The organism is Pseudomonas sp. SLFW (assembly GCF_009905615.1).
Taxonomy (GTDB): Bacteria; Pseudomonadota; Gammaproteobacteria; order Pseudomonadales; family Pseudomonadaceae; genus Aquipseudomonas; species Aquipseudomonas bambusae.
The window spans coordinates 105,168-129,362 of the sequence record NZ_JAAAKW010000010.1 but is presented as its reverse complement, the minus strand read 5'-3'; the positions used below and the strand labels follow the sequence as shown (position 1 = coordinate 129,362).

At 60.2% G+C, this 24,195-nt stretch carries 25 protein-coding genes; 12 read left to right on the top strand and 13 right to left on the bottom strand.

The window, feature by feature from the left end; genetic code table 11:
- Nucleotides 1-102: 102 nt before the first annotated feature.
- From GVN17_RS18530 to dkgB, 4 genes are all read left to right on the top strand, one after another.
- Nucleotides 103-309, top strand: a complete 207-nt coding sequence (locus tag GVN17_RS18530) for a hypothetical protein (RefSeq protein WP_166596707.1) — start codon at nucleotides 103-105, stop codon at nucleotides 307-309.
- 89 nt (nucleotides 310-398) lie between these two features.
- The gene (locus GVN17_RS18525) at nucleotides 399-959 is read left to right on the top strand and encodes a DUF1003 domain-containing protein (protein ID WP_166596706.1); all 561 of its coding nucleotides are present in this window, start codon (nucleotides 399-401) and stop codon (nucleotides 957-959) included.
- A gap of 121 nt (nucleotides 960-1,080) precedes the next feature.
- The gene (locus GVN17_RS18520; RefSeq protein ID WP_166596705.1) at nucleotides 1,081-1,620 is read left to right on the top strand and encodes a PaaI family thioesterase; all 540 of its coding nucleotides are present in this window, start codon (nucleotides 1,081-1,083) and stop codon (nucleotides 1,618-1,620) included.
- Between the two features lie 284 nt (nucleotides 1,621-1,904).
- The gene (dkgB, locus tag GVN17_RS18515) at nucleotides 1,905-2,708 is read left to right on the top strand and encodes a 2,5-didehydrogluconate reductase DkgB (RefSeq protein ID WP_166596704.1); all 804 of its coding nucleotides are present in this window, start codon (nucleotides 1,905-1,907) and stop codon (nucleotides 2,706-2,708) included.
- A gap of 57 nt (nucleotides 2,709-2,765) precedes the next feature.
- Here the strand turns inward: dkgB and GVN17_RS18510 are convergent, their stop codons facing one another.
- On the bottom strand, nucleotides 2,766-3,971 hold the full coding sequence (locus tag GVN17_RS18510; protein ID WP_166596703.1) for an NAD(P)/FAD-dependent oxidoreductase: 1,206 nt from the start codon (nucleotides 3,969-3,971) through the stop codon (nucleotides 2,766-2,768).
- A gap of 364 nt (nucleotides 3,972-4,335) precedes the next feature.
- On the opposite strand from GVN17_RS18510, the gene GVN17_RS18505 reads away from it, so the two are divergent.
- Complete coding sequence (locus GVN17_RS18505; RefSeq protein WP_166596702.1) at nucleotides 4,336-4,893, top strand: Rrf2 family transcriptional regulator; 558 nt, start codon at nucleotides 4,336-4,338, stop codon at nucleotides 4,891-4,893.
- 15 nt (nucleotides 4,894-4,908) lie between these two features.
- Here GVN17_RS18505 and GVN17_RS18500 read toward each other — a convergent pair whose 3' ends face one another.
- Both GVN17_RS18500 and GVN17_RS18495 read right to left on the bottom strand, forming a co-directional pair.
- Complete coding sequence (locus GVN17_RS18500) at nucleotides 4,909-5,247, bottom strand: DUF202 domain-containing protein (protein WP_166596701.1); 339 nt, start codon at nucleotides 5,245-5,247, stop codon at nucleotides 4,909-4,911.
- Nucleotides 5,244-5,648: a YidH family protein gene (locus tag GVN17_RS18495; RefSeq protein ID WP_166596700.1), complete on the bottom strand. Its 405-nt coding sequence runs from the start codon at nucleotides 5,646-5,648 to the stop codon at nucleotides 5,244-5,246. The genes GVN17_RS18500 and GVN17_RS18495 overlap by 4 nt, the downstream gene beginning before the upstream one ends.
- Before the next feature lie 368 nt (nucleotides 5,649-6,016).
- Between GVN17_RS18495 and GVN17_RS18490 the strand changes: the two genes are divergently transcribed.
- On the top strand, nucleotides 6,017-7,546 hold the full coding sequence (locus GVN17_RS18490; RefSeq protein WP_166596699.1) for a diguanylate cyclase: 1,530 nt from the start codon (nucleotides 6,017-6,019) through the stop codon (nucleotides 7,544-7,546).
- A 33-nt stretch (nucleotides 7,547-7,579) separates the two neighbouring features.
- On the opposite strand, the gene GVN17_RS18485 is transcribed toward GVN17_RS18490, so the two are convergent.
- On the bottom strand, nucleotides 7,580-8,359 hold the full coding sequence (locus tag GVN17_RS18485; RefSeq protein ID WP_166596698.1) for a DeoR/GlpR family DNA-binding transcription regulator: 780 nt from the start codon (nucleotides 8,357-8,359) through the stop codon (nucleotides 7,580-7,582).
- Between the two features lie 201 nt (nucleotides 8,360-8,560).
- Between GVN17_RS18485 and GVN17_RS18480 the strand changes: the two genes are divergently transcribed.
- The gene (locus tag GVN17_RS18480; RefSeq protein ID WP_166596697.1) at nucleotides 8,561-9,355 is read left to right on the top strand and encodes an SDR family NAD(P)-dependent oxidoreductase; all 795 of its coding nucleotides are present in this window, start codon (nucleotides 8,561-8,563) and stop codon (nucleotides 9,353-9,355) included.
- A gap of 73 nt (nucleotides 9,356-9,428) precedes the next feature.
- Here GVN17_RS18480 and GVN17_RS18475 read toward each other — a convergent pair whose 3' ends face one another.
- From GVN17_RS18475 to GVN17_RS18465, 3 genes are all read right to left on the bottom strand, one after another.
- Nucleotides 9,429-9,605 (bottom strand): hypothetical protein, encoded by a 177-nt coding sequence (locus GVN17_RS18475; RefSeq protein ID WP_166596696.1) that lies wholly within the window; start codon nucleotides 9,603-9,605, stop codon nucleotides 9,429-9,431.
- Between the two features lie 113 nt (nucleotides 9,606-9,718).
- On the bottom strand, nucleotides 9,719-10,660 hold the full coding sequence (locus GVN17_RS18470; protein WP_166596695.1) for a sensor domain-containing diguanylate cyclase: 942 nt from the start codon (nucleotides 10,658-10,660) through the stop codon (nucleotides 9,719-9,721).
- A gap of 165 nt (nucleotides 10,661-10,825) precedes the next feature.
- Nucleotides 10,826-12,115 carry a serine/threonine transporter gene (locus tag GVN17_RS18465; protein WP_166596694.1) on the bottom strand — a complete coding sequence of 430 codons (1,290 nt, stop codon included), beginning with the start codon at nucleotides 12,113-12,115 and terminating at the stop codon, nucleotides 10,826-10,828.
- Between the two features lie 370 nt (nucleotides 12,116-12,485).
- Between GVN17_RS18465 and GVN17_RS18460 the strand changes: the two genes are divergently transcribed.
- Nucleotides 12,486-12,938: an SgcJ/EcaC family oxidoreductase gene (locus GVN17_RS18460; protein WP_166596693.1), complete on the top strand. Its 453-nt coding sequence runs from the start codon at nucleotides 12,486-12,488 to the stop codon at nucleotides 12,936-12,938.
- A 64-nt stretch (nucleotides 12,939-13,002) separates the two neighbouring features.
- Here the strand turns inward: GVN17_RS18460 and GVN17_RS18455 are convergent, their stop codons facing one another.
- Complete coding sequence (locus GVN17_RS18455) at nucleotides 13,003-14,337, bottom strand: ATP-binding protein (protein WP_166596692.1); 1,335 nt, start codon at nucleotides 14,335-14,337, stop codon at nucleotides 13,003-13,005.
- Complete coding sequence (locus GVN17_RS18450) at nucleotides 14,334-15,017, bottom strand: response regulator (RefSeq protein ID WP_166596691.1); 684 nt, start codon at nucleotides 15,015-15,017, stop codon at nucleotides 14,334-14,336. Before GVN17_RS18450 ends, GVN17_RS18455 begins: the two co-directional genes overlap by 4 nt.
- 170 nt (nucleotides 15,018-15,187) lie before the next feature.
- Here GVN17_RS18450 and dsbD point away from each other — a divergent pair, with 170 nt between their 5' ends.
- The 4 genes from dsbD to GVN17_RS18430 all read left to right on the top strand — a co-directional run bounded on the left by dsbD (nucleotide 15,188) and on the right by GVN17_RS18430 (nucleotide 19,230).
- Entirely contained in the window at nucleotides 15,188-16,924 is a 1,737-nt protein-coding gene (gene dsbD, locus GVN17_RS18445) for a protein-disulfide reductase DsbD (protein WP_166596690.1), read from the top strand.
- Nucleotides 16,924-17,757, top strand: coding sequence for a TlpA disulfide reductase family protein (locus tag GVN17_RS18440; protein WP_166596689.1), 834 nt, complete (start codon nucleotides 16,924-16,926; stop codon nucleotides 17,755-17,757). The genes dsbD and GVN17_RS18440 overlap by 1 nt, the downstream gene beginning before the upstream one ends.
- On the top strand, nucleotides 17,754-18,521 hold the full coding sequence (dsbG, locus tag GVN17_RS18435; protein WP_371928572.1) for a thiol:disulfide interchange protein DsbG: 768 nt from the start codon (nucleotides 17,754-17,756) through the stop codon (nucleotides 18,519-18,521). Before GVN17_RS18440 ends, dsbG begins: the two co-directional genes overlap by 4 nt.
- A gap of 142 nt (nucleotides 18,522-18,663) precedes the next feature.
- Nucleotides 18,664-19,230, top strand: coding sequence for a TetR/AcrR family transcriptional regulator (locus GVN17_RS18430; RefSeq protein ID WP_166596688.1), 567 nt, complete (start codon nucleotides 18,664-18,666; stop codon nucleotides 19,228-19,230).
- A gap of 61 nt (nucleotides 19,231-19,291) precedes the next feature.
- Here the strand turns inward: GVN17_RS18430 and fabF are convergent, their stop codons facing one another.
- The 4 genes from fabF to GVN17_RS18410 all read right to left on the bottom strand — a co-directional run bounded on the left by fabF (nucleotide 19,292) and on the right by GVN17_RS18410 (nucleotide 24,113).
- Entirely contained in the window at nucleotides 19,292-20,566 is a 1,275-nt protein-coding gene (gene fabF / locus GVN17_RS18425) for a beta-ketoacyl-ACP synthase II (protein ID WP_166596687.1), read from the bottom strand.
- A gap of 43 nt (nucleotides 20,567-20,609) precedes the next feature.
- A complete protein-coding gene (locus tag GVN17_RS18420) occupies nucleotides 20,610-21,416 on the bottom strand; it encodes an SDR family oxidoreductase (protein WP_166596686.1) in 807 nt (268 codons plus the stop codon).
- A gap of 182 nt (nucleotides 21,417-21,598) precedes the next feature.
- Nucleotides 21,599-21,931 (bottom strand): helix-hairpin-helix domain-containing protein, encoded by a 333-nt coding sequence (locus tag GVN17_RS18415; RefSeq protein WP_166596685.1) that lies wholly within the window; start codon nucleotides 21,929-21,931, stop codon nucleotides 21,599-21,601.
- A gap of 187 nt (nucleotides 21,932-22,118) precedes the next feature.
- Complete coding sequence (locus GVN17_RS18410; protein WP_166596684.1) at nucleotides 22,119-24,113, bottom strand: nucleoside-diphosphate sugar epimerase/dehydratase; 1,995 nt, start codon at nucleotides 24,111-24,113, stop codon at nucleotides 22,119-22,121.
- Nucleotides 24,114-24,195 lie beyond the last annotated feature (82 nt).

Below are 24,195 nucleotides of genomic sequence, written 5' to 3'. Positions count from 1 at the left end.
TTGAAGGGTCTGACGTGTTGTGGGTATGGTGCGTTGTCGCACGACAAACGGTAAACCCGGAATATGGAACCGGGCACAAGGATTTAACCAAGGAGATATTTCATGACGAACGTCATTACCTTCCCTGACGCCCATGAACGTGATCGCCTCAAGTCCAGTGACCACAAAGGGTTGAGATACCTGAACAAGAAAGAGCGACAACTGATCGACTGCCTGCGCATGACCAGCCACGCGGGCCGTCAATATGTGTACGACTACGCGAACATCATGCACCGGTCCAAGCCGTTGTATCCCGATCAGGACGATTGAGGGTTCAGGGCGTTCAGCGCAGGTTCAGTACAAAGCCCGCGGGCGCGGGCCTATAGTGGGCCTCTCTTTTTTGCCTGCGAGAACGCCCCATGCCTGTCGACGTGCCTGAACCCGCTGCTTCCAGCCCCGCCACCGAACCCACGCCTGTGAAGGTCGATCATCTGCGCTTTCACAAAGCCCACGCGCATCTCGGGCCGACCTTTGGCAATGACGCCTTCGCGTTGAAAGCCGAGGCGTTCGCTCGGTTCTTCGGCACGCCGACGTTTCTGGGTGCGCAAACCCTCCTGGTCCTGTTGTGGGTGGGGGCCAACCTGAGCGGGCTGGTGAAATTCGACGTTTACCCGTTCATCCTCCTCAACCTCGCTTTCAGCCTTCAGTCGGCCTACGCCGCGCCTCTCATTTTGCTGGCTCAGACCCGCCAGGCTGCCCGTGACAAAGCCAGCGCCGACGCGGATGCCCAGCACCGTGAAGCCTTGGCCGTGGCCAATGAAGAACGCATGGCCCGCGCCACTCAAAACACCGCGCAACTGCTGGAGTTGATGGAGCAGAACACCCGCCTGACCGAGATGACCAAGGCACTGACCGAGCGGGTCGAAGCCCTGACCGCCGACATGCACAAGCACTTCGTGAAGCGGGACGGCACTGTCTGACTGGCAGTTTCGGGCAGTCTCTGGACATTTATGATATTGCGGTCGTCATGGATGCGCGGGATTATGGTCGTAATTTTTCCTCATCCGACAATTTGTCGGATGCCTCCCGGAGCGTACGCCCATGCACAGCACCTCTCGCGAAGAAACCCTGGCCCTCTGGCACGATCAGGAAGCCGCCATCCGCGCCCGCCTAGGCAAATCCGGCAGCATGAATCTCGCGGAGGTTGCGCAGCTTACGCCTCAGGAATTTTTCGACGGCATCGGCAACGGCGTTTACCCGCACCCACCCATCGGTGAGTTGATGGATTTCGTGCCCATCGAGTGGACACCCGGCACGTTCATTTTTCAGGGCACGCCCGGTCCCCAGCACTACAACCCGCTGGGCATCGTCCACGGCGGTTATGCCGCGACGCTGCTCGACTCTTGCATGGGTTGCTCGATTCACACGCAATTGAAAAAGGGCCAGGGCTATACGACGCTGGACCTGCGCATCAGTTACATCCGGGCGCTGACCAACAAGACCGGCCCGATTCGGGCGGAAGGCACGGTGGTGCATCTGGGCCGTTCGACGGCATTGGCCGAGGGCAAGATTTACGACGCTGACGGTCGCCTCTTCGCCACCGGGACCACCACCTGTTTGATCATGGACATGAATCGGTAGATCAGCGGCGCCGAAGCCATTTTTCGCGAATAGATTCGCTCCCACAGAGATCGGAAACCCCTGCACATGTGCAGTTGAACCAGACCTCTGGGAGCGATTTCATTCGCGATGACAATTTTTCATTCACCTGTATTTGACTGAACGATCCCCCTCCGCGCCCGCTCTACCCTTCCAGCGCATTCATGCCGCCCACTCAAAACTCCCTTGCTCCGCCCCCGGTTTTTCCGCCGGGCCCGGACCGGGATACTGGGCCTCACTTTTCACCTTCGCACTGGAGACTTTTCATGACTGTTCCTGCATTTGGCCTCGGCACGTTTCGTTTGAAAGACCAGGTCGTCATCGACTCAGTGAGCAACGGGCTGGACCTGGGCTACCGCGTCATCGACACCGCGCAGATCTACGGCAACGAAGCCGAGGTCGGCACGGCCATTGCGCAAAGCGGCGTGCCCCGCGACGAGCTGTTCATCACCACCAAGATCTGGACCGACAATTACGCCGCCGACAAACTAATCCCGAGCCTGAAAGAAAGCCTCGCCAAGCTGAAGACCGACCATGTTGACCTGACCTTGATCCACTGGCCTTCGCCGGGCGGCAAGGTGTCGGTCGCAGAATTCATGGGGGCGTTGCTGGAAGCCAAGAAACAAGGTCTGACCCGCGAGATCGGCGTGTCCAATTTCACTGTCGCGTTGATGGAAGAAGCCATCGCAGCGGTCGGTGCCGAGCACATCGCCACCAATCAGGTGGAACTGCATCCGTACCTGCAAAACCGCATCGTGGCGGACTTCGCCAAACAGCACGGCATCAAGATCACGTCGTACATGACCCTGGCCTACGGCGAAGTGCTGAAAGACCCGGTCATCGAGGCGATTGCCAAGCGCAATAACGCCACGCCCGCTCAGGTGACGCTGGCGTGGGCCATGCAGTTGGGTTACGCGGTGATTCCCTCGTCAACCAAACGCGCCAATCTGGAGAGCAACCTGAAAGCGGTCGACCTGAAACTCAGCGATGAAGACATGGCCGAGATCGCCAAGCTGGATCGCGGCCATCGCCTGACCAGCCCGGGCAGCCTCGCGCCGCAGTGGGATTGACGCCCCTGCAACACAGAAAAAAGGCGCCCAAGGCGCCTTTTTTTCGGATCGGTTTTCTTACGCCACGACAGGAATCAAAGGGTCCGCCGCCGCCAGCGCTGCTTCACGCTCGGCAACAGGCGGGTAGATCCACACCGAGTTGATCTGCTGCTTCACCGTCTTGCCTTCCTGCTTAGTCAGTTTCACCTGACGATCCCAGCCCTCAGTGAACACCGCGCCCCAGGCGCCGAGGTCCAGACAGGTGACGTATTTGACCTGGCTGTACGGGATCGGCGCCTCACCCAGCAGGTCCGCCGCGACGTTGTTGCCGGCCGAGCGCCCCAGCGCAATGGCGTGCTGACAAGTCATCAGCGCGAAATTTCCTGCGTCGTCCGTGGCGGCATAGGCGGTGTCGCCCGTGGCAAAAATGTCTGACTGACCGATTACCTTGAGATTGCGGTCCACGTGCAGACGGCCGGAAGCATCGCGCTCGCCCGGAATCTGTTCGGTCAACGAACTGGCGCGCACACCGACGGTCCAGACCACGGTGCTGGCGTCGATACGACGACCGTCCGCCAAGGTCACGCCGTTGCTATCGACGGCGGCCACCGACGCATTCACCACCCACTCCACGCCCAGTGTCTCCGTCGCCTCGACGATGGACGGGCTGATGTTCTCGCCCAGCGCCGCACCCACTTTCTCACCGCGATCAACGATGATGACGCGAACGTTGGCATCGGCACCGAGCGCGGCGCGTAAACGGGCGGGCATTTCGGTGGCGGTTTCGATGCCGGTGAAGCCGCCTCCCGCCACCACCACGGTATTGCGCGTGGCCGACTCAGGCTGTTTGGCCAGTGCCTTGATGTGTTGCTCAAGACGAATCGCTTCGGCCATCGCATCGACGTCGAACGCGTGTTCAATGCCAGGAATCGACGCCGGACGCACGACACGGCTGCCCGCGGCCAGAACCAGTTTGTCGTAGTTGATCGAAGTTCTATCGCCGTTGGCACCGGTGTAGCTGACCGATTTGCCATTCACATCAAGGGTGTCGGCCTTGCCTTTGATGAACGTCACGCCCACTGCATCGAACAACGGCCCCAGCGGCGACTGCATTTGATGCACGTCCTGCTCGTAAAAACGGGGGCGCACACCGAGTACCGCTTCCGGCGCCAATACGGTCACTTCCACGTCATTGCGGTCGTGCTTGTCCAGCAAACGCGTGGCGCTCAGCGCACTCCACATGCCACCAAAACCCGCGCCGATAATCAGAATTCGCTTTTTCATTGTGTGCTCCAAAAAAAGTAACAAGCCGCTTTCAAGGTGGGTCGCAGTGGCCATGGCAGGCAATCGCTCCACGCAGACCTGTGAAGGTTCGGATGAGTCGGAGTTTGCAGCCGCCTCAAAACAACTACGACTCTATTGATCGTAGTTGTTTTGAGCAAGCGGTATTTCAAGATCGAGGGACGTTGCCTCGCCAAAATATTCAATAAAAACGTTATAAATTAGTAATTTAACGAAGATTACCGGCCGTCCACTTTGTCACGACCGAGCGAATATCGCCTGCCACCGGTCATCTGGAAGCGCTGTTTCTTGCAGTAATCCACGCAAATTGTTAGCTTCTGCACGATCAATTCAGTCGGAGATTCGAATGTCTCTTTACAGCGCCGGTGTCGAGTACGGTATTCATTGCCTGCTGTATCTGGTGGACGAGCGTGGCGACAGCCGTGAGGCGAGCGTGCGTGACCTCGCCGAGTTGCAGGGCGTGCCTCAGGAATACCTGGCGAAAGTGTTCACCAAACTGGCGAAGGCCAAATTGGTCGTCGCGACCGAGGGCGTGCGCGGAGGCTTCAAGCTGGGCCGCCCTTCAGACGAGATCACCCTGCTGGACATCGTGACGGCCATCGATGGGCGCAAGCTGATCTTCGATTGCCGAGACATCCGGGGACGCTGCGCGGTGTTCGACGGCTGTGCGCCGAGTTGGGCAACAGAAGGCGTTTGCGGGATCAACGCAGCCATGCTGACGGCGCAAAAACGCATGGAGGAAGCGCTGGCGCAACAGACCATTCTCGACCTCGCGCGCCGCACAGGGCGCAAGGCGCCGCCGGAGTTTGGCGGTCAGATCAACGATTGGCTCAGCGAGCGCAAGGAAAGTCGTGCATCGGGCAATGACAATCAGAACATTCCGGTGATCGCGGTCGAAAAGTGATGCCCGGTCTAAACTTCATGCAAACCCGACCGCGTACAGCCCCATCGCACTGAGCACGATCACCGTACCGCCCAGCACCACCACTTCTCGCAATGGCGCGGGGATGCGCTCTTGTTTCAGGCCTTTGGCACTTTTGCGATAGCGGGCGTTTAGGGCGATCTGAATAAGCAGCGCCGCCATCAGCGAGAAGACGATGGGCATCAACGCGATCAGCCCGAAACGCGGTATCCAGCGCAGAAAAATCGTACACACCACCAGCAGGGTCATCAGCGTGCGTCGCCACGCCAGCAATGTACGCTCCGGCTGTAACCCCGGATCGTCATGCCCCAGCGTCTGCGGCCCGCGACGGCTCATGGCGCGCCATAAATGAGGAAGACGATCAGCCCCGTCGCCACCAGCGCGCCCCCCAGCGAGAGGATCGGCACCAGCACCGGCAACGGCAATGGTTTGCGCAGACGCATCGCCCGCTCAACCTTCAACCAGCGCAGGCACGCACTGGCACTGACCAGCAACGCCAACACCAGCAGCGACAACGCCACCGCACGGCGCAGGCCCGGCGTGAAGACCTCCCCGGTGAACGCTTCCACGGCGATACCACCGGCAAGAAACGCCAGCGCGGTGCGAATCCACGCCAGAAAGGTGCGTTCGTTGGCCAGGGTGAAACGTGGATCGGGTTCACAACCACCGCCCAGCAAGGATGCAGACAGGCGATCGCGATCAGGAGAAGGGGCTTTGCCGGAGTCCGGAGAATTCATGTCGCACCGTGGTCGGGTAGATGCCGATGATCATACCGGTCATGACCCGCAAACGCCCGCATTGGCAGCGACATGAGGATGTCTGTAGCCGCACGGTGGTAGCGGATTTATCAAGCTGATATCAGGCTGAAAACAGACGCGCCGTGAGGGTGTGTCCAAAGGAGGAAACACTTACGAATGACTTCACTGCTACAAGAGGCTTACTTTCCAGATAAATGACTTGGGCCTTACTATTTTTCCCTTCAAAATCCCTGACTTGTCCTACGCTTCGTGTCAGACGGTCGCAGTTGCGAAACCGGGTGCGGCGAATAATGGAGCATTCGTCACCGCGGTTTGTCTTAAATCGTAGACGTCAGCGAGGGCGGGGCTTGAGACAAGTAGAAGGAACGGACTTCGACGCCAGGAATCGGCGTCTGAAGCGTATGCCTGTGCTGTGGCTGGCGGGATTTTTTACCGTACTGGTGTGTTTTTCCATCACCAGCATCACATTGTGGCAGTTGCGCCAGACCCGTAATCATGAACTGGAAATCGCGGACACCACGGCCGCCAACCTCTCACGCTCGATGGCGCAGCAGGCGGACGACACCTTCGACCAAGCCGACATTCCCGTGGCTGGCATCGTCGAACGCCTCAACTACGACGGTTTTGCGACCGCCAAAAGCCCCCGCATGCATGACTACCTGCGCGCCACTGCGGCCAGCGTCGAGCAGATTCAGGGCTTGTTCATCTACGACAAAGACGGCAACTGGGACGCGACGTCGCTGAATCACATGCCCGCCAACGCCAATAACGCTGACCGCGAGTATTTTCAGTTTCACAAATCCATCGACAGCAACCTGCCGCACATCGGGCAGGCCATCCGCAGCCGTACCACCGGCGACTGGATCATCCCGGTGTCCCGCCGCGTCAACGATGCGCAAGGTCAGTTCGCGGGCGTCGTGCTGGCCACCATTGAGCTGGCTTACTTCGAGCGCTTCTTTGATCGCTTCGACATCGGTAAACACGGCGTCATCACCTTGACCACCGCTGACGGCACGGTGCTGGCCCGCCGCCCGACGCTGGGGAATATCGGCAGCGTGTCGATTGCCGACGGCGAGCTGTTTCGCAAGTACCTGAAAGAACATTACGAAGGCACCGCAACGGTCCGCTCGATCATTGACCATGAGCTGCGCCTGTACGGCTACAAGCGTCTGGACCGTTATCCATTGGTGGTGCTGGCGGGACTTTCGGAACAAGAGGTGCTAGAGGAGTGGCGGCAGTACGCCTGGCGCTCATTGGCGATCATCATCTGTGTCGTGATCGCCAACCTGCTGTTCGGCGTGCTGCTGTTCCAACAGATTCGCTTCGGCCTCAACGCCGAATCCCAGCTGCGCATCGCTAGCCACTCATTGGAAAAGTTGGCCCTGCAAGACGGTCTGACCGGTCTGGCCAACCGCCGCCACTTTCAGGAAATCCTCGGTCTGGAGTTCGTCGCCGGTCAGGCGAACCTGCATCCGTTGAGCCTGATCATGATCGATATCGACTACTTCAAGAGCTACAACGACAACTATGGGCACGTGGCTGGCGACAAATGCATTGTCGCGGTGGCCGAATGCATACGCAGCAACCTGAACCGCACAGGGGACCTGGCGGTGCGCTACGGCGGTGAAGAAATGGCCGTGTTCCTGCCGTACAGCGATGCCCACGGCGCCTTTGCACTGGCGGAGAAAATTCGTCTGAGCGTGCTGGCCCGTGCCATCGAGCACAAAGGCAATCCCGATGGGGTCGTCAGTATTAGCCTCGGCGTCTACGGCTGCGCGGCCCATCAATGCCCGACCATGGAGGCGTTCGTCGAACGTGCTGATATTGCGCTTTACACTGCCAAGCATGAAGGCCGCAACCGGACCGTGATGGGCTGAAACCGTTAACGTTTCGATCAGTCTCCAAGGTCGTCAGCTTAGCTGTGCGATCACGATCTGCGCGACCTTCCCGCGAAACAGCTGCAAACGGTCTTCCGGCGCATCCGCTTCGACCACCAATGCGCCGACGTCTTCGCAAGACGCCACTTGGTAATGCGCAATGCTCGCCAGCTTTGTGTTGATCACCGCCACCGCGACCTGACCGCTGCGCGCCACCACGGCCCGTTTGAACTCTGCCACCTCCATGTCAAACGCCGTCACGCCCTTCACCGCATCCAGTGCGCAGGCCCCGAGGAAGCACAGGTCAAAATTGAAATGGCTCAACTGCTGAATCGTGGTGAAGCCATACGCACTCCCCGCCACCGGGCTCAAGCGCCCGCCCAGGAGAATGACCTCGACCTTCGGCAGCTTCATCAACTCGACGGCAATCAGCGGCGCGTTGGTGGTGATCGTCAGGGCCATGTTCGGGTCGATGGCCCGGGCAATGGCGAGATTGGTCGAACCGCCGTCGATGAACACATGCTGTCCAACACCGATGAGGTTCGCAGCGGCGATGCCGAGTGCGCGCTTACGATTAGGCTCATGCTCGATCCGCGCCGTGATCGGTCCATCAGAAGCCAGCGAAATCGCACCGCCGTACACCCGTTTGCACAGCCCCGCCGCTGCCAGAGCCCCCAGGTCCCGACGAATCGAATGCTCGGAAACGTTGAACTCCGTCGCAAGGTCTGCGGCAATCACACGCCCTTGTGCAGCCAGGCGTTCAGTGATCTGACGCTGACGCTCGCCGGGGAAAACTTCGGGACTGGCAGACATAAAGGCCTCGACATCAAGCGGAATCGGTCATGAACGAGCAGGATCATGATTGCGGTTGGGGGTGGTGTCAAACCAGAGGTTGCCTATGCTCACAGGCCTGAGGACGGCGTCAACGAAAACGCGACTGCCCGCGTGATCCCCCTGAACCCCTCTCGGTTTCAGCACTCCATCTTTCTTTCGACCTTAACGGAGACATCCCACATGAAAATCGATTTGACCGGCAAGACAGCCCTGGTAACCGGTTCGACGTTGGGCATCGGTTACGCCATTGCCAAGGGCCTGGCGGAGACAGGCGCCGAGGTGATCGTCAACGGACGCAAAAAGGACGCGGTCGATGCGACCGTGGCGCGCATCCAGAGCGAAGTGCCGGGTGCGAAATTGCGCGGGGTGGCGACGGATGTGGGCACGTCGGAGGGCTGCGAGGCCTTGGTGAAGGCGGTGCCGAAGGTGGACATTTTGATCAACAACGTCGGCATCTACGGTCCGCAGGATTTCTTCGACACCCCGGACGACGTGTGGCAACGCTTCTTCGATGTCAACGTGATGTCGGGGGTCCGTCTGTCCCGCGCCTATGCCGATGACATGGCAAAAAACGGCTGGGGCCGGATCGTGTTCATCTCCTCGGAGTCGGGCCTGAACATTCCGGCGGACATGATTCACTACGGTTTTACCAAAACCTCCAATCTGTCGATTTCACGCGGGCTGGCCAAGCGTCTGGCAGGCACGGGCGTCACGGTCAATGCCGTTTTGCCGGGTCCGACCCTCTCCGAAGGCGTTGCTGACATGCTGAAAGACGAGGTGAAAAAATCCGGCAAATCCCTGGAAGATTGCGCAGCGGATTTTGTGATGGCCCATCGCCCCAGCTCGATCATTCAGCGGGCGGCGACCATCGAAGAAGTGGCAAACATGGTGGTGTACGTGTCGTCGAAACAGGCGTCGGCCACCAGTGGCGCGGCCTTGCGTGTGGACGGGGGCGTGGTGGATACCATCGCCTGATCAGCGCTGAAACGTCGGTGACCAGGGGGCACAACCGTGACACCCCTGGCCTTTCTCGGCGGTATCAAGGTGTCTATTCCTCCTCTTCTTCCTCGTCGTCCACTAACGTGAACCAGGGTTTCAGTTCGCTGAGCTCGAAGGTGTCTGACTCCGCTCTGGCTCGCCCGATGCGGGGAAAGTCAGTGGGTTTGAATGAAACGGACGAGTCCAGAAATTCCGCGCTCGCCGATACTACGGATTTGTCAGCCATGTTTGAGCCTCCCTGTCCAAAGATGCGCGTAAGAACGCCGGGAGACTATAGACCAGCCTTGCGAACCACTCGTCGATTCGCGACCCGCCGGTCATAAAACACCGTCAGTTCCCTCAAAACTCGCCGTATTCAGCGCGCATCCGACCGTTGCGCTTGACGTGGTACAGCAGCCCATCCACCTGTTCGATGAAGGACACCGCGCTGGCTTCAGCACCCGGCACCGTGGTGCCCACGCCCAGGCTCAGCGTCAGCAATGGCGAAACCTCGGATTTCTCATGGGCGATCTGCTGCTGACGGACTAATTGCATGCACTTGTCCGCCACCTTGCGTGCGGCCTCCTGATCGGTGTTCGGCAACAGCCAGACGAACTCTTCACCGCCGATGCGGGCAATGAAATCGCCGGGATTGTTGGCCGCCAGCGATAGCGTCTTGGCCACCGTGCGCAGGGCTTCATCACCCTTGATGTGCCCGTAACGGTCGTTGTACTGCTTGAAGTAATCGATATCCAGAATGATCAACGACAGTGGCTGACCGGTCTCTTGAGCACTGGCCCACTCGCGCTCCAGCACCGTGTCGAACATGCGTCGATTGGCGATGCCGGTCAGGCCGTCTTGATAGGAAAACGCTTCCAGTTGCTTTTGCAGGCGCACCAGGTGCTCCTCGGTTTTCTTGCGCTCGCTGATGTCGAACATGAAGCCCACCAACGCCTCGACTTCGCCATGCTTGCGCACCACATGGACCACGTCGCGAATCCACACGTACTCGCCATCCTTGGTCAGCGCGCGGTAATCGGCCTCATGATCGACGCCCGCCTTGGACTGCGAGACGCAGAAGTTCACCACGTAATCGCGATCATCCGGGTGCATGCGTTCCACCCAATCATTGATACCCACCCAACTGCCCTGCTCCCAGCCCAGCAATTGCTCGATCTGCGGGCCGATGTAGCTGAAGGTCATGCTCTGCCAGTCGATTCGCCACGGAATCGCCTTCGTCGACTCAAGCAGGGTTTTATAGACATCGCTCTCAGTGCCAGACGGCGGAATGGAATCGCTCATGATCGGTCACGTTTTCAGGCTGAAAAATGTGGTGAGAGCATGTTGCCACTACGCCGTGTGCGCAATAGCCGACACAGGCGAGCGTCGGGATTTCGGATCATCGGCAGCGGGCGGTCCACCAGCGGCGCCCGATGGGCCACCCGGACGCCGGTAAACAGACAAAACCTAAGGCATCAACGAATAGACCAGCGCCGAAATCGACACCAGCCCCACCACCACGACAAACACGTTGGACAGCTTGCCCGCGTATTGACGCATCGCTGGCACCTTGCGCACGGCGTACATGGGCATCAGGAACAGCAACGCCGCGATGACCGGCCCGCCCAGGGTTTCGATCATCCCGAGAATGCTCGGGTTGAGGGTTGCCACCAGCCAGCAGACCACCAACATGAAACCGGCGGTCAGACGGTCCAGCGTCCGTGGCGAAGGACGACGGCCGCTTTTGATCACCAGCCCCTTGAGGCCTTCACTGGCGCCGATGTAATGGCCGAGGAACGACTTGGTGATCGCCACGAACGCAATCAGCGGCGCAGCGAACGCGATGGTCGGGTTGCTGAAATGGTTGGCCAGGTAGGACAGGATCGACAGGTTCTGCGCCTTCGCCTCGCTCAATTGCTCGGGCGACAGGGTCAAGACGCAGCTGAACACGAAGAACAGCACCATGACCACCATCAGCCCGTGGGCGCGAGCGAGGATCTGCGAACTGCGCTGCTCGGCCTGATCGCCGTATTGGCGCTTCTGATCCACGGCGAAGGCGGAAATGATCGGTGAATGGTTGAACGAGAACACCATCACCGGGATCGCCAGCCACAGCGTGTGCAGCAAAGCAGACGGCGCAGGCAGGCTGGTCGCGGTGGTGAGGATGCCGCCGGTCCAGTGGGGAATCAGAAACACGGCGAGAAACAGCAGCGCGACGATGAACGGATACACCATCAGGCTCATGGCCTTGACGATCAGTTGCTCGCCGCAACGCACCACGGCCAGCAGGCCGATGATCAGCACGAACGCCAGGATGGCCCGAGGCGGCGGCTGAACGTGCAATTGATGTTCGAGAAAGCTGGTCACGGTGTTGGTCAGCGCCACGCTGTAGATCAGCAGGATCGGGAACACCGCGAAGAAATACAGCAGCGTGATGAGCGCGCCGGCCTTCTTGCCGAAATGCTGCTCGACCACCTCGGTGATGTCAGCGCCCTCACGACCGGACAACACGAAACGGGTCAGGCCGCGGTGCGCGTAAAACGTCATGGGGAACGCCAGCAACGCCAGGATCAGCAAGGGCCAGAAGCCACCGATGCCTGCGTTGATCGGCAAAAACAGCGTGCCTGCACCGATGGCGGTGCCAAACAGCCCGAGCATCCAGGTGGTGTCCTGACGCGCCCATTTGGTCATGCCTGTGGTCGCGCCTGCGGGCGCGGCGTCGAGGGTTCGCTCGACGCTGTTGGCCTGATCGTTCATCCGGTCGATTTCTCCGTTGCCGGTGATAGCTACAAGGTCAAAAGCGCGTCGAAAAGCTCGGCAGTCAGCGCCCCTGACCGGTTCTCTACAGGGAAAGGGGCGCGATTGTCCGGGATTAGGGAACAGAATCAAAGGGTTGTCGGAGGGATGGTCGTGCTTTCAGAGATTTCTGACGGGTCACGGTGACACGTTTACCTTCGACACCCTGCCCGTCCTGTGGACATGACAGGGATTTTGCACGACAGCACATTCTGGATCCGTTCCTGGATCGAAACCGCTTGAAACTCATCTCCATCATCCCGCGCTATCTGAACCACGCGCCCTTGGTTAGGCTCTAGTCCTTCAATCAATCGCCAACGGAAGGCAATGTATGCTCAACGCTTCGACTCTATTCACGGTATTCGTTCTGTCAGCCTCTACGGCGGTGCAAGCCGCCCCGGAACCTTGCCATTTTCTGGACAAGCCACTCGCAATGGCGCTATTCGACCGATGGAATCAATCCCTGCAAAGCGGAGACGCTGAAAAGGTGGCAGCCCTCTACACGGCCGACGCTGTCTTGCTTCCAACCGTTTCCAATACACCAAGAACCGACCACGACGGGAAAGTCGACTACTTCAAACACTTCATTGCGAACAAACCAGTAGGACGCATCGACAGCAGCACACTTATTGCGAGTTGCAACGGTGCAATCGATACCGGGACTTACACCTTCCGCTTCCAGGACAACTCGACCATTCAGGCCCGCTACACCTTCAGCTATGCGTGGGTCGATGACCAGTGGCTCATCACCTCGCATCATTCATCAGCCGTGCCCGAGGCATGACGACAGAGGTCGAATGGCCTCCCAGACCTGCCAAAGTTGACCGAAAAAATAAGAACCGTCACATTTAGTCTGTTGAACCACCCCGCCGCAACGGCACGCTGAGCTCCACGCGCAATCCGTCACTGCGGCTGTCGAATTTCAGCGAACAATCGCAGCGCTGAACGATGGCCTGCACGATGGCCAATCCGAGCCCTGCACCTGGGCTTTTGCCGTTGCGCCAGAAGCGCTGGGTGAGCTTGTCGAGGTCCGGCTCGGGAATGCCCGGCCCGTAATCCCGCACGCGGAAATGCGCCTGACCGTTGAATGTTTCCACGCTCAATTCGACCCGTGCGCCTGCCTGTGTGTGGCGCAGGGCGTTATCCAACAAGTTGCGCAATGCCGCCACGGCCAGTGCAGCCGGCATTTCGACCGGCGCTGTGGATAACTGCGACGGCAGGATCAGCTCGATGCGCGAGTCATCGCCATGGTTGGCGTCGTGAATGGCCAGCCGTGCGACCTTTTCGGCGTCGCACTGCACGCCATCGTCGAACGACAGGCTGCCCTCGACCCGCGCCAGCAACAACAGTTGCTCAAGGGTCCGGTGCATGCGGTCGGCGCCCTCTTCCGCGTGGGCCAATGACCGGTCGCGTTTCTCACCCTCGGTCATACGCGCCACTTGCAGGTGGGTCTTGATGGCGGTCAGGGGGCTGCGCAGTTCGTGAGCCGCGTCCCCTGTCAGCCGACGTTCGCGCTCAAGGGTCTGTGCGATCCGCTGAAACAGCTGATTCTGGCTGATCAGCAGGGGCTGCAACTCGCTGGGCAGATTGGGCACGTCCAGCGGCTCGACGGAATCGGCGCTGTGGCGGTTCAGCGCGTCACGCATCCGGTTCAACGGCGCCAGCCCTCGCCCGATGCCGAACCAGACCAGAATCAGGCTGCCGAACAGCGCCACCAGCACCGGCACTGAAGCCGCCAGTAGCACCGAATGGCCAAGGACGTCCCGCTCGATCTGCCGGTCTGCCGTACTGACTCGCACGTTGCCGTGCATCATCGTGTACACGCGCCAGTGCTCGCCGTTGATCATCTGATCGACGAAGCCGCTGGAATCGGCTTTCAGTGGTTCCGCAGGCGAACTTTCGGTGCGCGCCAGCACCTGGCCGCGCAACGAACTCAGCTGGCAGGCCATGCCATTGGGAATGCTCAACTCCCCGGCGCGCAGGGTTTTGCCATCGCCGTCGGTGGGCATCTGCATCTGTTCGAGCAGCCCGGCGACCATGCGCGCCGAGGCTTCTAGCCGCTGGTCGAGGGATTCCATCATCTGCATGCGCAAGTCGCGCAGCATCCACGCCGCCGCCAGCACCCAAATGACGATGAACGCCGAACCCAACGTCAGGCTCAGGCGGGTTCTCAGGCTCATCATCGCTGCGGCTCCGGCAAGTCTCCGGCAGGCCCCAGCCGATAGCCGAGGCCGCGAACCGTTTCGATGATGCCGCCACCTAGCTTGCGGCGCAGGTGGTGAATATGGACGTTGAGGGCGTTGCTCTCGACTTCGTCGCCAAAGCCGTACACGCAGTCTTTGAGCTGTTCGCTGGAGAGCACACGGCCATTGTTGTTGAGCAAGGCTTGAAGCAGCGCCTGTTCACGGCGCGACAGGTCCACCGGCTGACCGGCAAGGCGGGTTTCGCGGCTGCTGGGGTCGTAGGTCAACACACCGTGTTCGATGACATTGACACTGCGCCCGGCCATGCGCCGCACCAGCGTGTGCAGGCGCGCGCTCAGCTCGCGCAGGTCGAAGGGTTTGAGCAGGTAATCGTCGGCCCCGGCCTGAAGGCCATCGACGCGGTCGGTGACGGTGTCGCGTGCGGTGAGGATCAGCACGGGAATGTCGGTGCCCTGCTGGCGCAACTGGCGCAGCAATTTGAGGCCATCTTCGTCAGGCAGGCCTAGGTCCAGCACCATGACGTCGAAATGCGCCGCCGCCAGCATCGCCCGCGCTGCGGACGCCGTCGCCACCCGATCCACCGTCAGGCCTTGGGCATCCAGACCGGCCACGATACCGCTGGCAATCAGGTCGTCGTCTTCACAGAGCAGTACGTGCATGAGGCGGCCTCGAAAAAAAGGCGATTGAAACAGGGTGGGATTAAGGGTGGATTATGCACGATCCCCGCCTGCGGCCAGAAGCGGGAAGGCGTCGCGATCCCGCCCCCGTTAATCAGGCCTTAATCACCTCCCTTCACCCTCACGCCATCAATAATCGACCGAGGTTGGGCATGCGCAGGTTGTGGGTTCTGGTGCTTCTGTTAATTCCATTGTTGGCTCAAGCGCTACCGGGCGGGGATCTTTTCAACAAGAAGCCTGATTTTCTGCCGGTCGGACAGGCGTTCATGTTCAGCTCAGAACGCCTGCAATCCGGCGAAACCCGGCTGTATTGGCAGATCGCCGACGGTTATTACCTGTACCAGAAACGCCTCAAATTCGACGGCCTGAAACCTGAACAGCAACCGACGCTCCCGACGGGCGAAGACCACAACGACGAGTATTTCGGCCAGCAACAGGTCTATCGACAAGGCCTGGAACTGGTCATTCCCGCGTCTGCCACCGGCCAAGTGAAAGTCGGCTGGCAAGGCTGTGCGGATGCAGGGCTATGCTATCCGCCGCAAAGCCAGACGGTCGACCTGGGCGGCGGCAACGCCAATGTGGTCGACGGCCAGGCGCAGGATCAGGCGCTGGCCAGCACCCTCCAGGAACGCTCGCTGGGCTGGAGCCTGTTGATCTTCTTTGGGCTGGGCCTGTTGCTGGCGTTTACCCCCTGTTCTTTGCCGATGCTGCCAATTCTGGCGGGCGTGGTGGTAGGCAGCGGTGCCCGACCTCGCCGGGGCTTCGCATTGGCCGGGGTGTACGTGCTGAGCATGGCGCTGATCTACGCCGGGCTGGGCGTGGTCGCGGCGCTGCTCGGCGGCAATCTGCAATCGACCCTGCAACAGCCGTGGTTGCTGGGCAGTTTCGCCGGGCTGTTCGTTCTCTTGTCACTGCCCATGTTCGGTTTCTTCGAACTGCAACTGCCCGCTTTTTTGCGCAACCGGCTGGAAAACGCCGGGCGCCAGCGTCAGGGCGGCAGTCTGGTTGGCGCGGGGGTTTTGGGCGCGTTGTCAGGCTTGATGGTCGGTCCGTGCATGACGGCCCCACTCGCCGGCGCCTTGCTTTACATCGCGCAGAGCGGCAATGCCCTGCACGGCGCGCTGGTGCTGTTCGTGATGGGTTTGGGTATTGGTCTGCCGCTGCTGCTGATCGTCACCTTGGGCAATCGCTTCCTGCCGAAACCGGGGGCATGGATGGATCTGGTGAAAGGCGTGTTTGGCTTTTTGCTGCTCGGCACGGCGCTGATCATGATCCGTCCGCTGCTGTCGGAAAGCCTTTGGCTGGCGCTGTTTGGCGGCCTGCTCCTGGTCGTTGCGTACAGCGCCGTTGTGCAGACCCGGACGTTGAAACGCGCCGCGCTGATCGCTGCACCTGTCGGTCTGGTAGTAGGGTTATGGGGCGCGATGATGTTGGTCGGCGCAGCCGGTGGCGGCGACGATCCGTGGCAGCCCTTGAAGGTTTACAGCGGGTCTCGGTCCGGCAGCAGCGCCGAACGTCACGACGCCTTCACCACCCTCAAAGACCCCGCCGCGCTCGACCGCGAGTTGGCGGATGCCAAGGCCAGCGGGCAATGGGTGCTGGTGGATTACTACGCCGACTGGTGCGTCTCCTGCAAGATCATGGAAAAAACCGTGTTCGGCAAAGACGAGGTGATTCAAGCGTTGAGCGGCGTGCGCCTGCTGCGGCTGGACGTGACGGCCGACAACGACGCCAGCCGTGAATTGCTCCAGCGCTACCAGGTGCCTGGTCCGCCGACGCTGCTCTGGCTCGGTCCCGATGGGATTGAACGCCGCGAGCGACGCATCACCGGCGAAGTCGATGACAAAGCCTTCACCCGGCAATGGCAAGCCACGCGGGAGCACGGCTGATGCTGAGCGTCGCCCTCGGTCCTTTCGGACTGGCGGTTGATCACCTGCTATTGCTCGGCGCGTTGGCGCTGGCCACGCTGGTGGGCTGGCTCGTCGGACGTCGGCGGAAGGTGAACCCCGAGCGCGCGATCTTTGGCCTGTTCGTGGTCGGCGTGCTGGTCGCGCGGCTCGGCTTCGTGATTGCCTACTGGAGCCAGTACCGGCGCCACCCCTTCAATATCATCGACATCCGTGACGGCGGGTTTCTGGTCTGGCCCGGGCTCGTGACGGTTCTGATCGGCAGCGTGATCCGGGGCTGGAACCGGCCCGCGGTGCGAAAGCCGTTGGGGGCAGGCGTGGCGAGCGGCCTGCTGTTCTGGTGGCTGGCAGGATGGGCGATGAGCGTGTTGCACGCGGATGCCCGGCTGCCTGACATGACAGTGCTCAACGCTGCGGGCCAACCGGTGCACGTCCGGGATTTTCAGGGCAAGCCGCTGGTGGTCAACCTCTGGGCAACCTGGTGCCCGCCCTGTCGTCGCGAAATGCCCGTCTTGCAGGCCGCGCAACAAGCCAGCGCCGACGTGACTTTCCTGTTCATCAATCAGGGGGAAACGCCCCGCGACGTCGCGACTTTTTTCGCGAGCCAAGGTCTGCATCTGGACAACGTGTTGTTCGATGCCAATGGCCAATTGGCGGAGCACGTGGGATCAGCCGCCCTGCCGACCACCCTTTTCTATGGCCCTGACGGACGCCTCTCGGGGACGCACATGGGCGAACTGTCCAGCGCCAGCCTCCGGCATTCTCTGGACGTCATCAGCGAACCAACGCCCTCTCTTTCAAGGAGCATTCAATGAGTTTCATGCGACTTTCCGTTTTGGCCGCCTCGGGCTTGATCGCGCTGCAAGGCGCTTGGGCACAGGCCGAAGAATTGCCCGCACCGATCAAGGCGCTGGAAGCCAAGGGCGCCACCATCAAAGGCACGTTCGATGCGCCGGGCGGGCTGAAAGGCTATGCCGCGCAATACCAACAACAGGCCATGGCGTTCTACCTGACGTCCGATGGTAAACACGTACTGGCCGGGAACCTGTTCGATGAGAAAGGCGAAGACCTGAGCGAAGCGCCGCTGCAAAAACTGGTCTATGAGCCCATGACCAAAGAAATGTGGAGCCAGATGGAGAACAGCACCTGGATCGCCGATGGCGCCAAAACCGCGCCCAAGGTCATCTATCTGTTCAGCGACGCCAACTGTCCTTACTGCAACATGTTCTGGGAACAGGCGCGGCCATGGGTCAAATCCGGCAAGGTCCAGTTGCGCCACATCATGGTCGGCGTGATCCGCGAAGACAGCGCTGCCAAGGCCGCCACCCTCCTTGCCGACGCCAACCCCGAAACCGCACTGCAAAAACACGAGCAGGCTGGCCAGAGCAGCACCCTCAAAGCAATGTCCACGATTCCCAAGGACATTCAGGCCAAGCTCGACGCCAACATGAAGCTGATGACCGACCTGGGCCTGTCAGCAACCCCGTCGATTTTCTACAAGGACGCCGCCGGCCATCTGCAACAACAGCAAGGCGCGCCACGGCCCGAAGTGCTGGCGAAGATGATGGGGCCGAAGTGAAACCAACGTTCTGACGCTGACCTTCTGAGTGTGACCTTCTGACCAATGGCAACCTGGCTCGAAAAGTGGATACTGCATCGGCGCTCCATACGTGTAAAAATGTCGATCACCATTTCAAGAGCCAAAGCGGGAGGCTCGTTCAATGCGTTACGCCGAAGATCATAAAGCCCAGACCCATCAGCGCATCCTTCACGAAGCGGCTTCACGCTTTCGTCGTGACGGCATCGGCGCCACCGGTTTGCAGCCATTGATGAAGGCACTGGGCCTGACTCATGGTGGCTTTTATGCCCATTTCAAATCCAAGGACGATCTGGTCGAGAAAGCACTGCGGTGTGCCGTTGACCAATTGAATGAATCACGGGCCGCAAAGCTGGCGGGAGACGAATCCGCCGCAGCGTTCATCGACATGTACCTGGCTCCCGAGCACCGGACTCAACCGGAAGAAGGCTGCCCGTTGACCACCATGTCGTCGGAACTGGGCCAGCGCGGCCAGCCGAGCGAGATCACCGACGAACTGATCCACCGCATGCTGTCCACCCTCGAAACCGGCATGCCGAGCCAACGGGAGAGCCGCGACAAAAGCGTGATGATCATGGCGGGCCTTGTTGGGGCGATGGTGCTCGCTCGCAGTGCTAAAGACCCGCAACTGGCCGAGCGCATCCTGCAAACCACCCGCGAGCAGCTGAAGCAGCAAATCGCCGAAGCTTGAAATCGCCGAAGCCTGATATGAAAAAGCCCCTGACATGACCGTCAGGGGCTTTTTCGTTGCCTCAAGGATGCCAGCGTCGGAACAGCGCGCTCGCGTTCACCCCGCCAAAGCCGAACCCGTTCGACAATGCGTACTCGATCGCCATCGGGCGTGCCTCGCCGTGCACGATGTCGATCCCTGTGGCGGCTTCGTCCGGATTGTCCAGATTGAGCGTCATCGGGGCGATCTGGTCGCGAATGGCCAACGCAGTGAAGATCGCTTCGATCCCGCCCGCTGCACCCAACAAGTGCCCGGTAGCGGATTTGGTTGAAGTGACCGCGATGCCATTCTGGTCGCCGAACAGCGTTTTGATCGCCGCCATTTCTCCTTTGTCGCCCACCGGCGTGGAGGTGGCGTGCGCGTTGAGGTGCTGAATGTCTGACGGTTTGATGCCCGCCTGACGAATCGCCGCCTGCATCGCACGACGCGCCCCGCTGCCATCTTCCGGACCTGCCGTCAGGTGATAGGCATCGGCGCTGGTGCCATAACCCACCAGTTCGACGATGGGTTTCGCACCCCGGGCCAGCGCGTGTTCCAGGGTTTCGATCACGACGATGCCTGCGCCCTCGCCCATGACAAACCCGTCGCGATCACGATCAAAGGGGCGGGACGCACGCTCTGGCGTGTCGTTGAAGTCGCTCGACAACGCCCGCGCCGCCGCAAAGCCGCCCAGCGCCACGCGATCAACACAGGCTTCAGCGCCGCCACAGATGGCGACGTCGGCCTCACCGGCCAGAATCATCCGCGCCGCGTCGCCAATGGCTTGCACCCCAGCGGCACACGCCGTCACCGGTGCGCCCAACGGACCTTTGAAGCCGTGCTGAATCGACACGTGCCCCGCGGCCAGATTGACCAGAAACGACGGGATGGTGAACGGCGACAGTCGGCGCGGGCCACGGCTATCAGTGGTGCGTACGGCATCCGAAATGGACACGAAGCCGCCGATGCCGGAGCCGATGATCGTCGCCGTGCGCTCACGCTCCTCTTCTGTCGAAGGGGTCCAACCCGCCTGTGCGACCGCTTCTTGAGCCGCCGCGAGGGCGAACAGAATGAAGCGGTCCATTTTCTTCTGTTCTTTGGGGGGCGCTGCCTTGTCGGCATCGAACCCCGCCTCGGGGTCGTCAGCCAGCAGTGGCACGACGCCGCCCACTTTGCCAGGTAAATCCGCCACGGTTTCGTCAGGCAACCGGACGATGCCGGAACGCCCTTCAAGCAATCGGCGCCATACAGCCTCGACCCCGGTGCCCAATGGCGTCACCAGTCCCATCCCCGTCACTACAATGCGACGTTCGCTCATGCGTTCACCTTTTCAGCTTTCAGTACGTAGACCCGACGCCCATTCAAGCGCCTGGCGTTTTGTAGCGCGCTGCCGCGTGCTGCAACGAAAGATTCGGACCCAGTGCCAAGCGCGCGTTGACGAAAGCATCCCAGTCGGCAGCGTTGGCCAGCGATGGAATGGTCACCAGCTCTTTCTGGTCGAACCCGGCCAAGGCCGCGTCAACCATCTCGTTCACGTCCATCACCATCTCAGGGGGAAATGCGTTCAGGTCCATGCCTGCGCGCTCCCAGATTTCGGTGCGCGTCGCCCCAGGCATGACGGCCTGGACCTGCACGCCCTTGTCGCCAATCTCAGCGTTCAACGACTGGGTCAGGCTCAGCACATAGGCCTTGCTGGCGGTGTACACGGCGTTGAAGCGCTCGGGGATCATCGGCACCACCGAGGCGATATTGACGATAGCGCCACGCCCACGCGCCAGGAAGCCAGCCGCTGCGGCCGATGCCAGGTGAGTCAGGGCCACGATATTGAGCTGAATGAGGCGATTGACTTCGTTCAGGTCGGCCTCTGCCAACGGACTGTTGGAGGCCACACCGGCGTTGTTCAACAGAAGCGTGATCGAAGCGTCGTTGCGCAAGCGTTGCTCGACCGTGGAAATGTCTGACGCGTTGGTGAGATCGGCCTTGAGCACTTCAACGTCGACGGACGTGGTCTTGCGCAGATCGGCGGCCAGCGCCTCAAGCCGTGTCTGATCCCGGGCAACCAACAACAGGTCGTATCCCCGTTTGGCCAACCGGTTTGCGTACGTGGCACCGATGCCTGAAGAAGCGCCGGTGATCAGGGCTGTACCTTGGGTGTGGGTCGTGCTCATGGGGTTTCTCCGTGGACAGTGAGAATAGCAACGAGCGCATATTACGCCCATAATTTAGAAAATTATATGTTGAACGACATTTTCAATGTCAACCCCTCGCTGCTCCGTTACAGCGACAAGCCCCGGGCTACGGCCAAAAAAAAGACCGATCAATGATCGGTCTTTTCCATGTTATGCAGTGGTCAGTCGATGGCGAGTTTATCCCGATTTTTGTCCAGCAATGCCTTGCCGATACCTTTGACTTCGATCAACTCATCGACCGACGTAAACGCGCCGTTTTCGTCACGATAGGCGACGATCGCCTCCGCCTTGGCTGCACCGATTCCTGACAGCGTTTTTTGCAGGGCTTCCGCAGAGGCGGTGTTGAGGTTGATACGCTCGCTCTGCTCCGAAGGTGCAGCGACCACAGGCGCGGGGGCGTTGGGAGTTGCCGAAGTGGCGGGTGCCGCGTTGATGGCAACGGAAGTGCTGGCCAGCAGGCCGAACAGGAGGGACGACAGATAGGACATACGCATGAGTAACGCTCCATGACATCGTGGGTGGGGAAACAGCATTCCTGAGCTGCTTTCCAAACCTAGACGATGGTCATGAAGGGTCAATGCGGGGATGAGTGACGGAATGTGTACCGCCCGCAAGCCTAAGGAATACGGGCGCTACAGCGATTAAGCAGAAAAAATCACAGCGTAAGCGGAAGTGTCGGACTCACGGCTCGTGACGGCGTTGTTGGTGAATCCAGTCGACGATCTCACCTTCCGGTGCGTAGCCGCTGACCGTATCGCCGAGGATCTGGCGCACCTTGTCGTAATCATCGTCATCCAGCGCCTTGAGGAGCAGCGTCAGGCTCTGCTTGAACGCATCCCACGACAGGTGATCCTCTTGAGCGCTCATGATCATCGGGTGACTGGTCACCGCCACGTTGTCGCCGATCAACAGCTCCTCGTAGAGCTTCTCACCCGGACGCAGCCCGGTGAACTCAATGGAGATGTCGCCATGAGGGTTCTTGTCTGAACGGATGCTGAGCCCTGACAGATGAACCATCTTCTCGGCCAGTTCGATGATTTTCACCGGCTCGCCCATGTCGAGCACAAACACGTCGCCACCCTGCCCCATCGAACCCGCCTGAATCACCAACTGCGCGGCTTCTGGGATGGTCATGAAGTACCGGGTGATCTTCGGGTGCGTAACGGTCAGGGGACCGCCGGATTTGATCTGCGAGTGGAACAGCGGAATCACCGAGCCGGACGAGCCCAGCACGTTGCCGAATCGCACCATGATGAATCGGGTCTTGTTCACTTGGTGCACGTTCGCCCGGTCGCCGAACATCACTGGCGCTGTTTCGCGACTCAATGCCTGCAAGATCAGCTCGGCCAGCCGCTTGGTGCTGCCCATGATGTTGGTGGGTCGTACGGCCTTGTCGGTGGAAATCAGCACAAAGTTGGAGACCCCCGCCTGCAACGCCGCCTGCGCCGCGTTCAATGTCCCTACCACGTTGTTGATCACGCCTTCAGCAATATTGTGCTCGACCATTGGCACGTGTTTATAGGCCGCAGCGTGGTAAACGGTGTCCACCCGCCAGGTCTTCATCACGTCCAGCAACTTGGCATGGTTACGCACGGAGCCAAGGATCGGCAGTACTTTGACCTTCAGGGACTCACGCGCAATGCGTCGCTCCAGTTCCGAGAGGATCGTATAGAGGTTGAACTCGCTGTGGTCCAGCAGCAACAGCGTGGTGGGTTTGTGCAGCACGATCTGACGGCACAGCTCCGAACCGATCGAGCCACCCGCCCCGGTCACCAGCACGCATTGATTCTTGATGCAGTGCTCCAGCAGGTCTTCCTGGGCGGGAACGGCATCGCGTCCCAACAGGTCAGCGATGTCGACTTCCTGAAGGTCATCGACTTTCACCCGGCCAGCAGCCAGATCGGAAAAATTCGGCACACTGCGCACGTGAAGCGGGAACCCTTCCAGAAATCCGAGGATTTCCCGACGACGGGCTCTGGCCGAGGACGGGATCGCCAGCAGTATCTCCTGTGCCCCGGTCACGTCGATCATTTGCTGGATGTGCTTGGGCTTGTACACCTGCAGCCCGGAAATCACCCGATTGGAGATGGAATCGTCATCGTCGATAAACGCCACTGGGCGCATCGAACGGCCCATCCGAAGCGCCGCCACCAACTGGTTACCTGCCGCGCCTGCGCCGTAGATCGCGACTTTCGGCAATCCGTCGTCCCGCGTAGCGAAAGGCACATGCTGCACGGCGGAGAACCAGTCGCCCAAAAAATACTGACGCATTGCGAGGCGCAGGCCACCGATCATCACCAGGCTCAACCACCAGTAGTTGAACATTACCGAGCGCGGCACGACGTGCTGATGGTTGCTGTAGAGATACACGACAACGCCCAGAATCAGCGCCGACAGGCTGACCGCCTTGATGATCGCCACCAGCGCGTCATTGCCGAAATAGCGCATGACCGCCCGGTACATGCCAATTCGGATGAACAAGGGAATGGCAATGACAGGCGCGCTAGCAAACAGCCAGGTGTGAATGGTCAGTGGATTGATCAGGTCGTCGATGCCGAGGCGGACCACGAAGGCCATCCACAGCGCGAACCAGACCAGGCAGACGTCTGTCGCGACCTGAATGATTCGTTTATAACGACGCGGCAACGCGAGCAACATGACGCGCAACTTTTCCATGAATCCCTCGATCACGAGTTCAATCTCCTATCGACCTGAAACATGGGTGCTTGATTCCAGCATTACGCAAGAAATACACCAC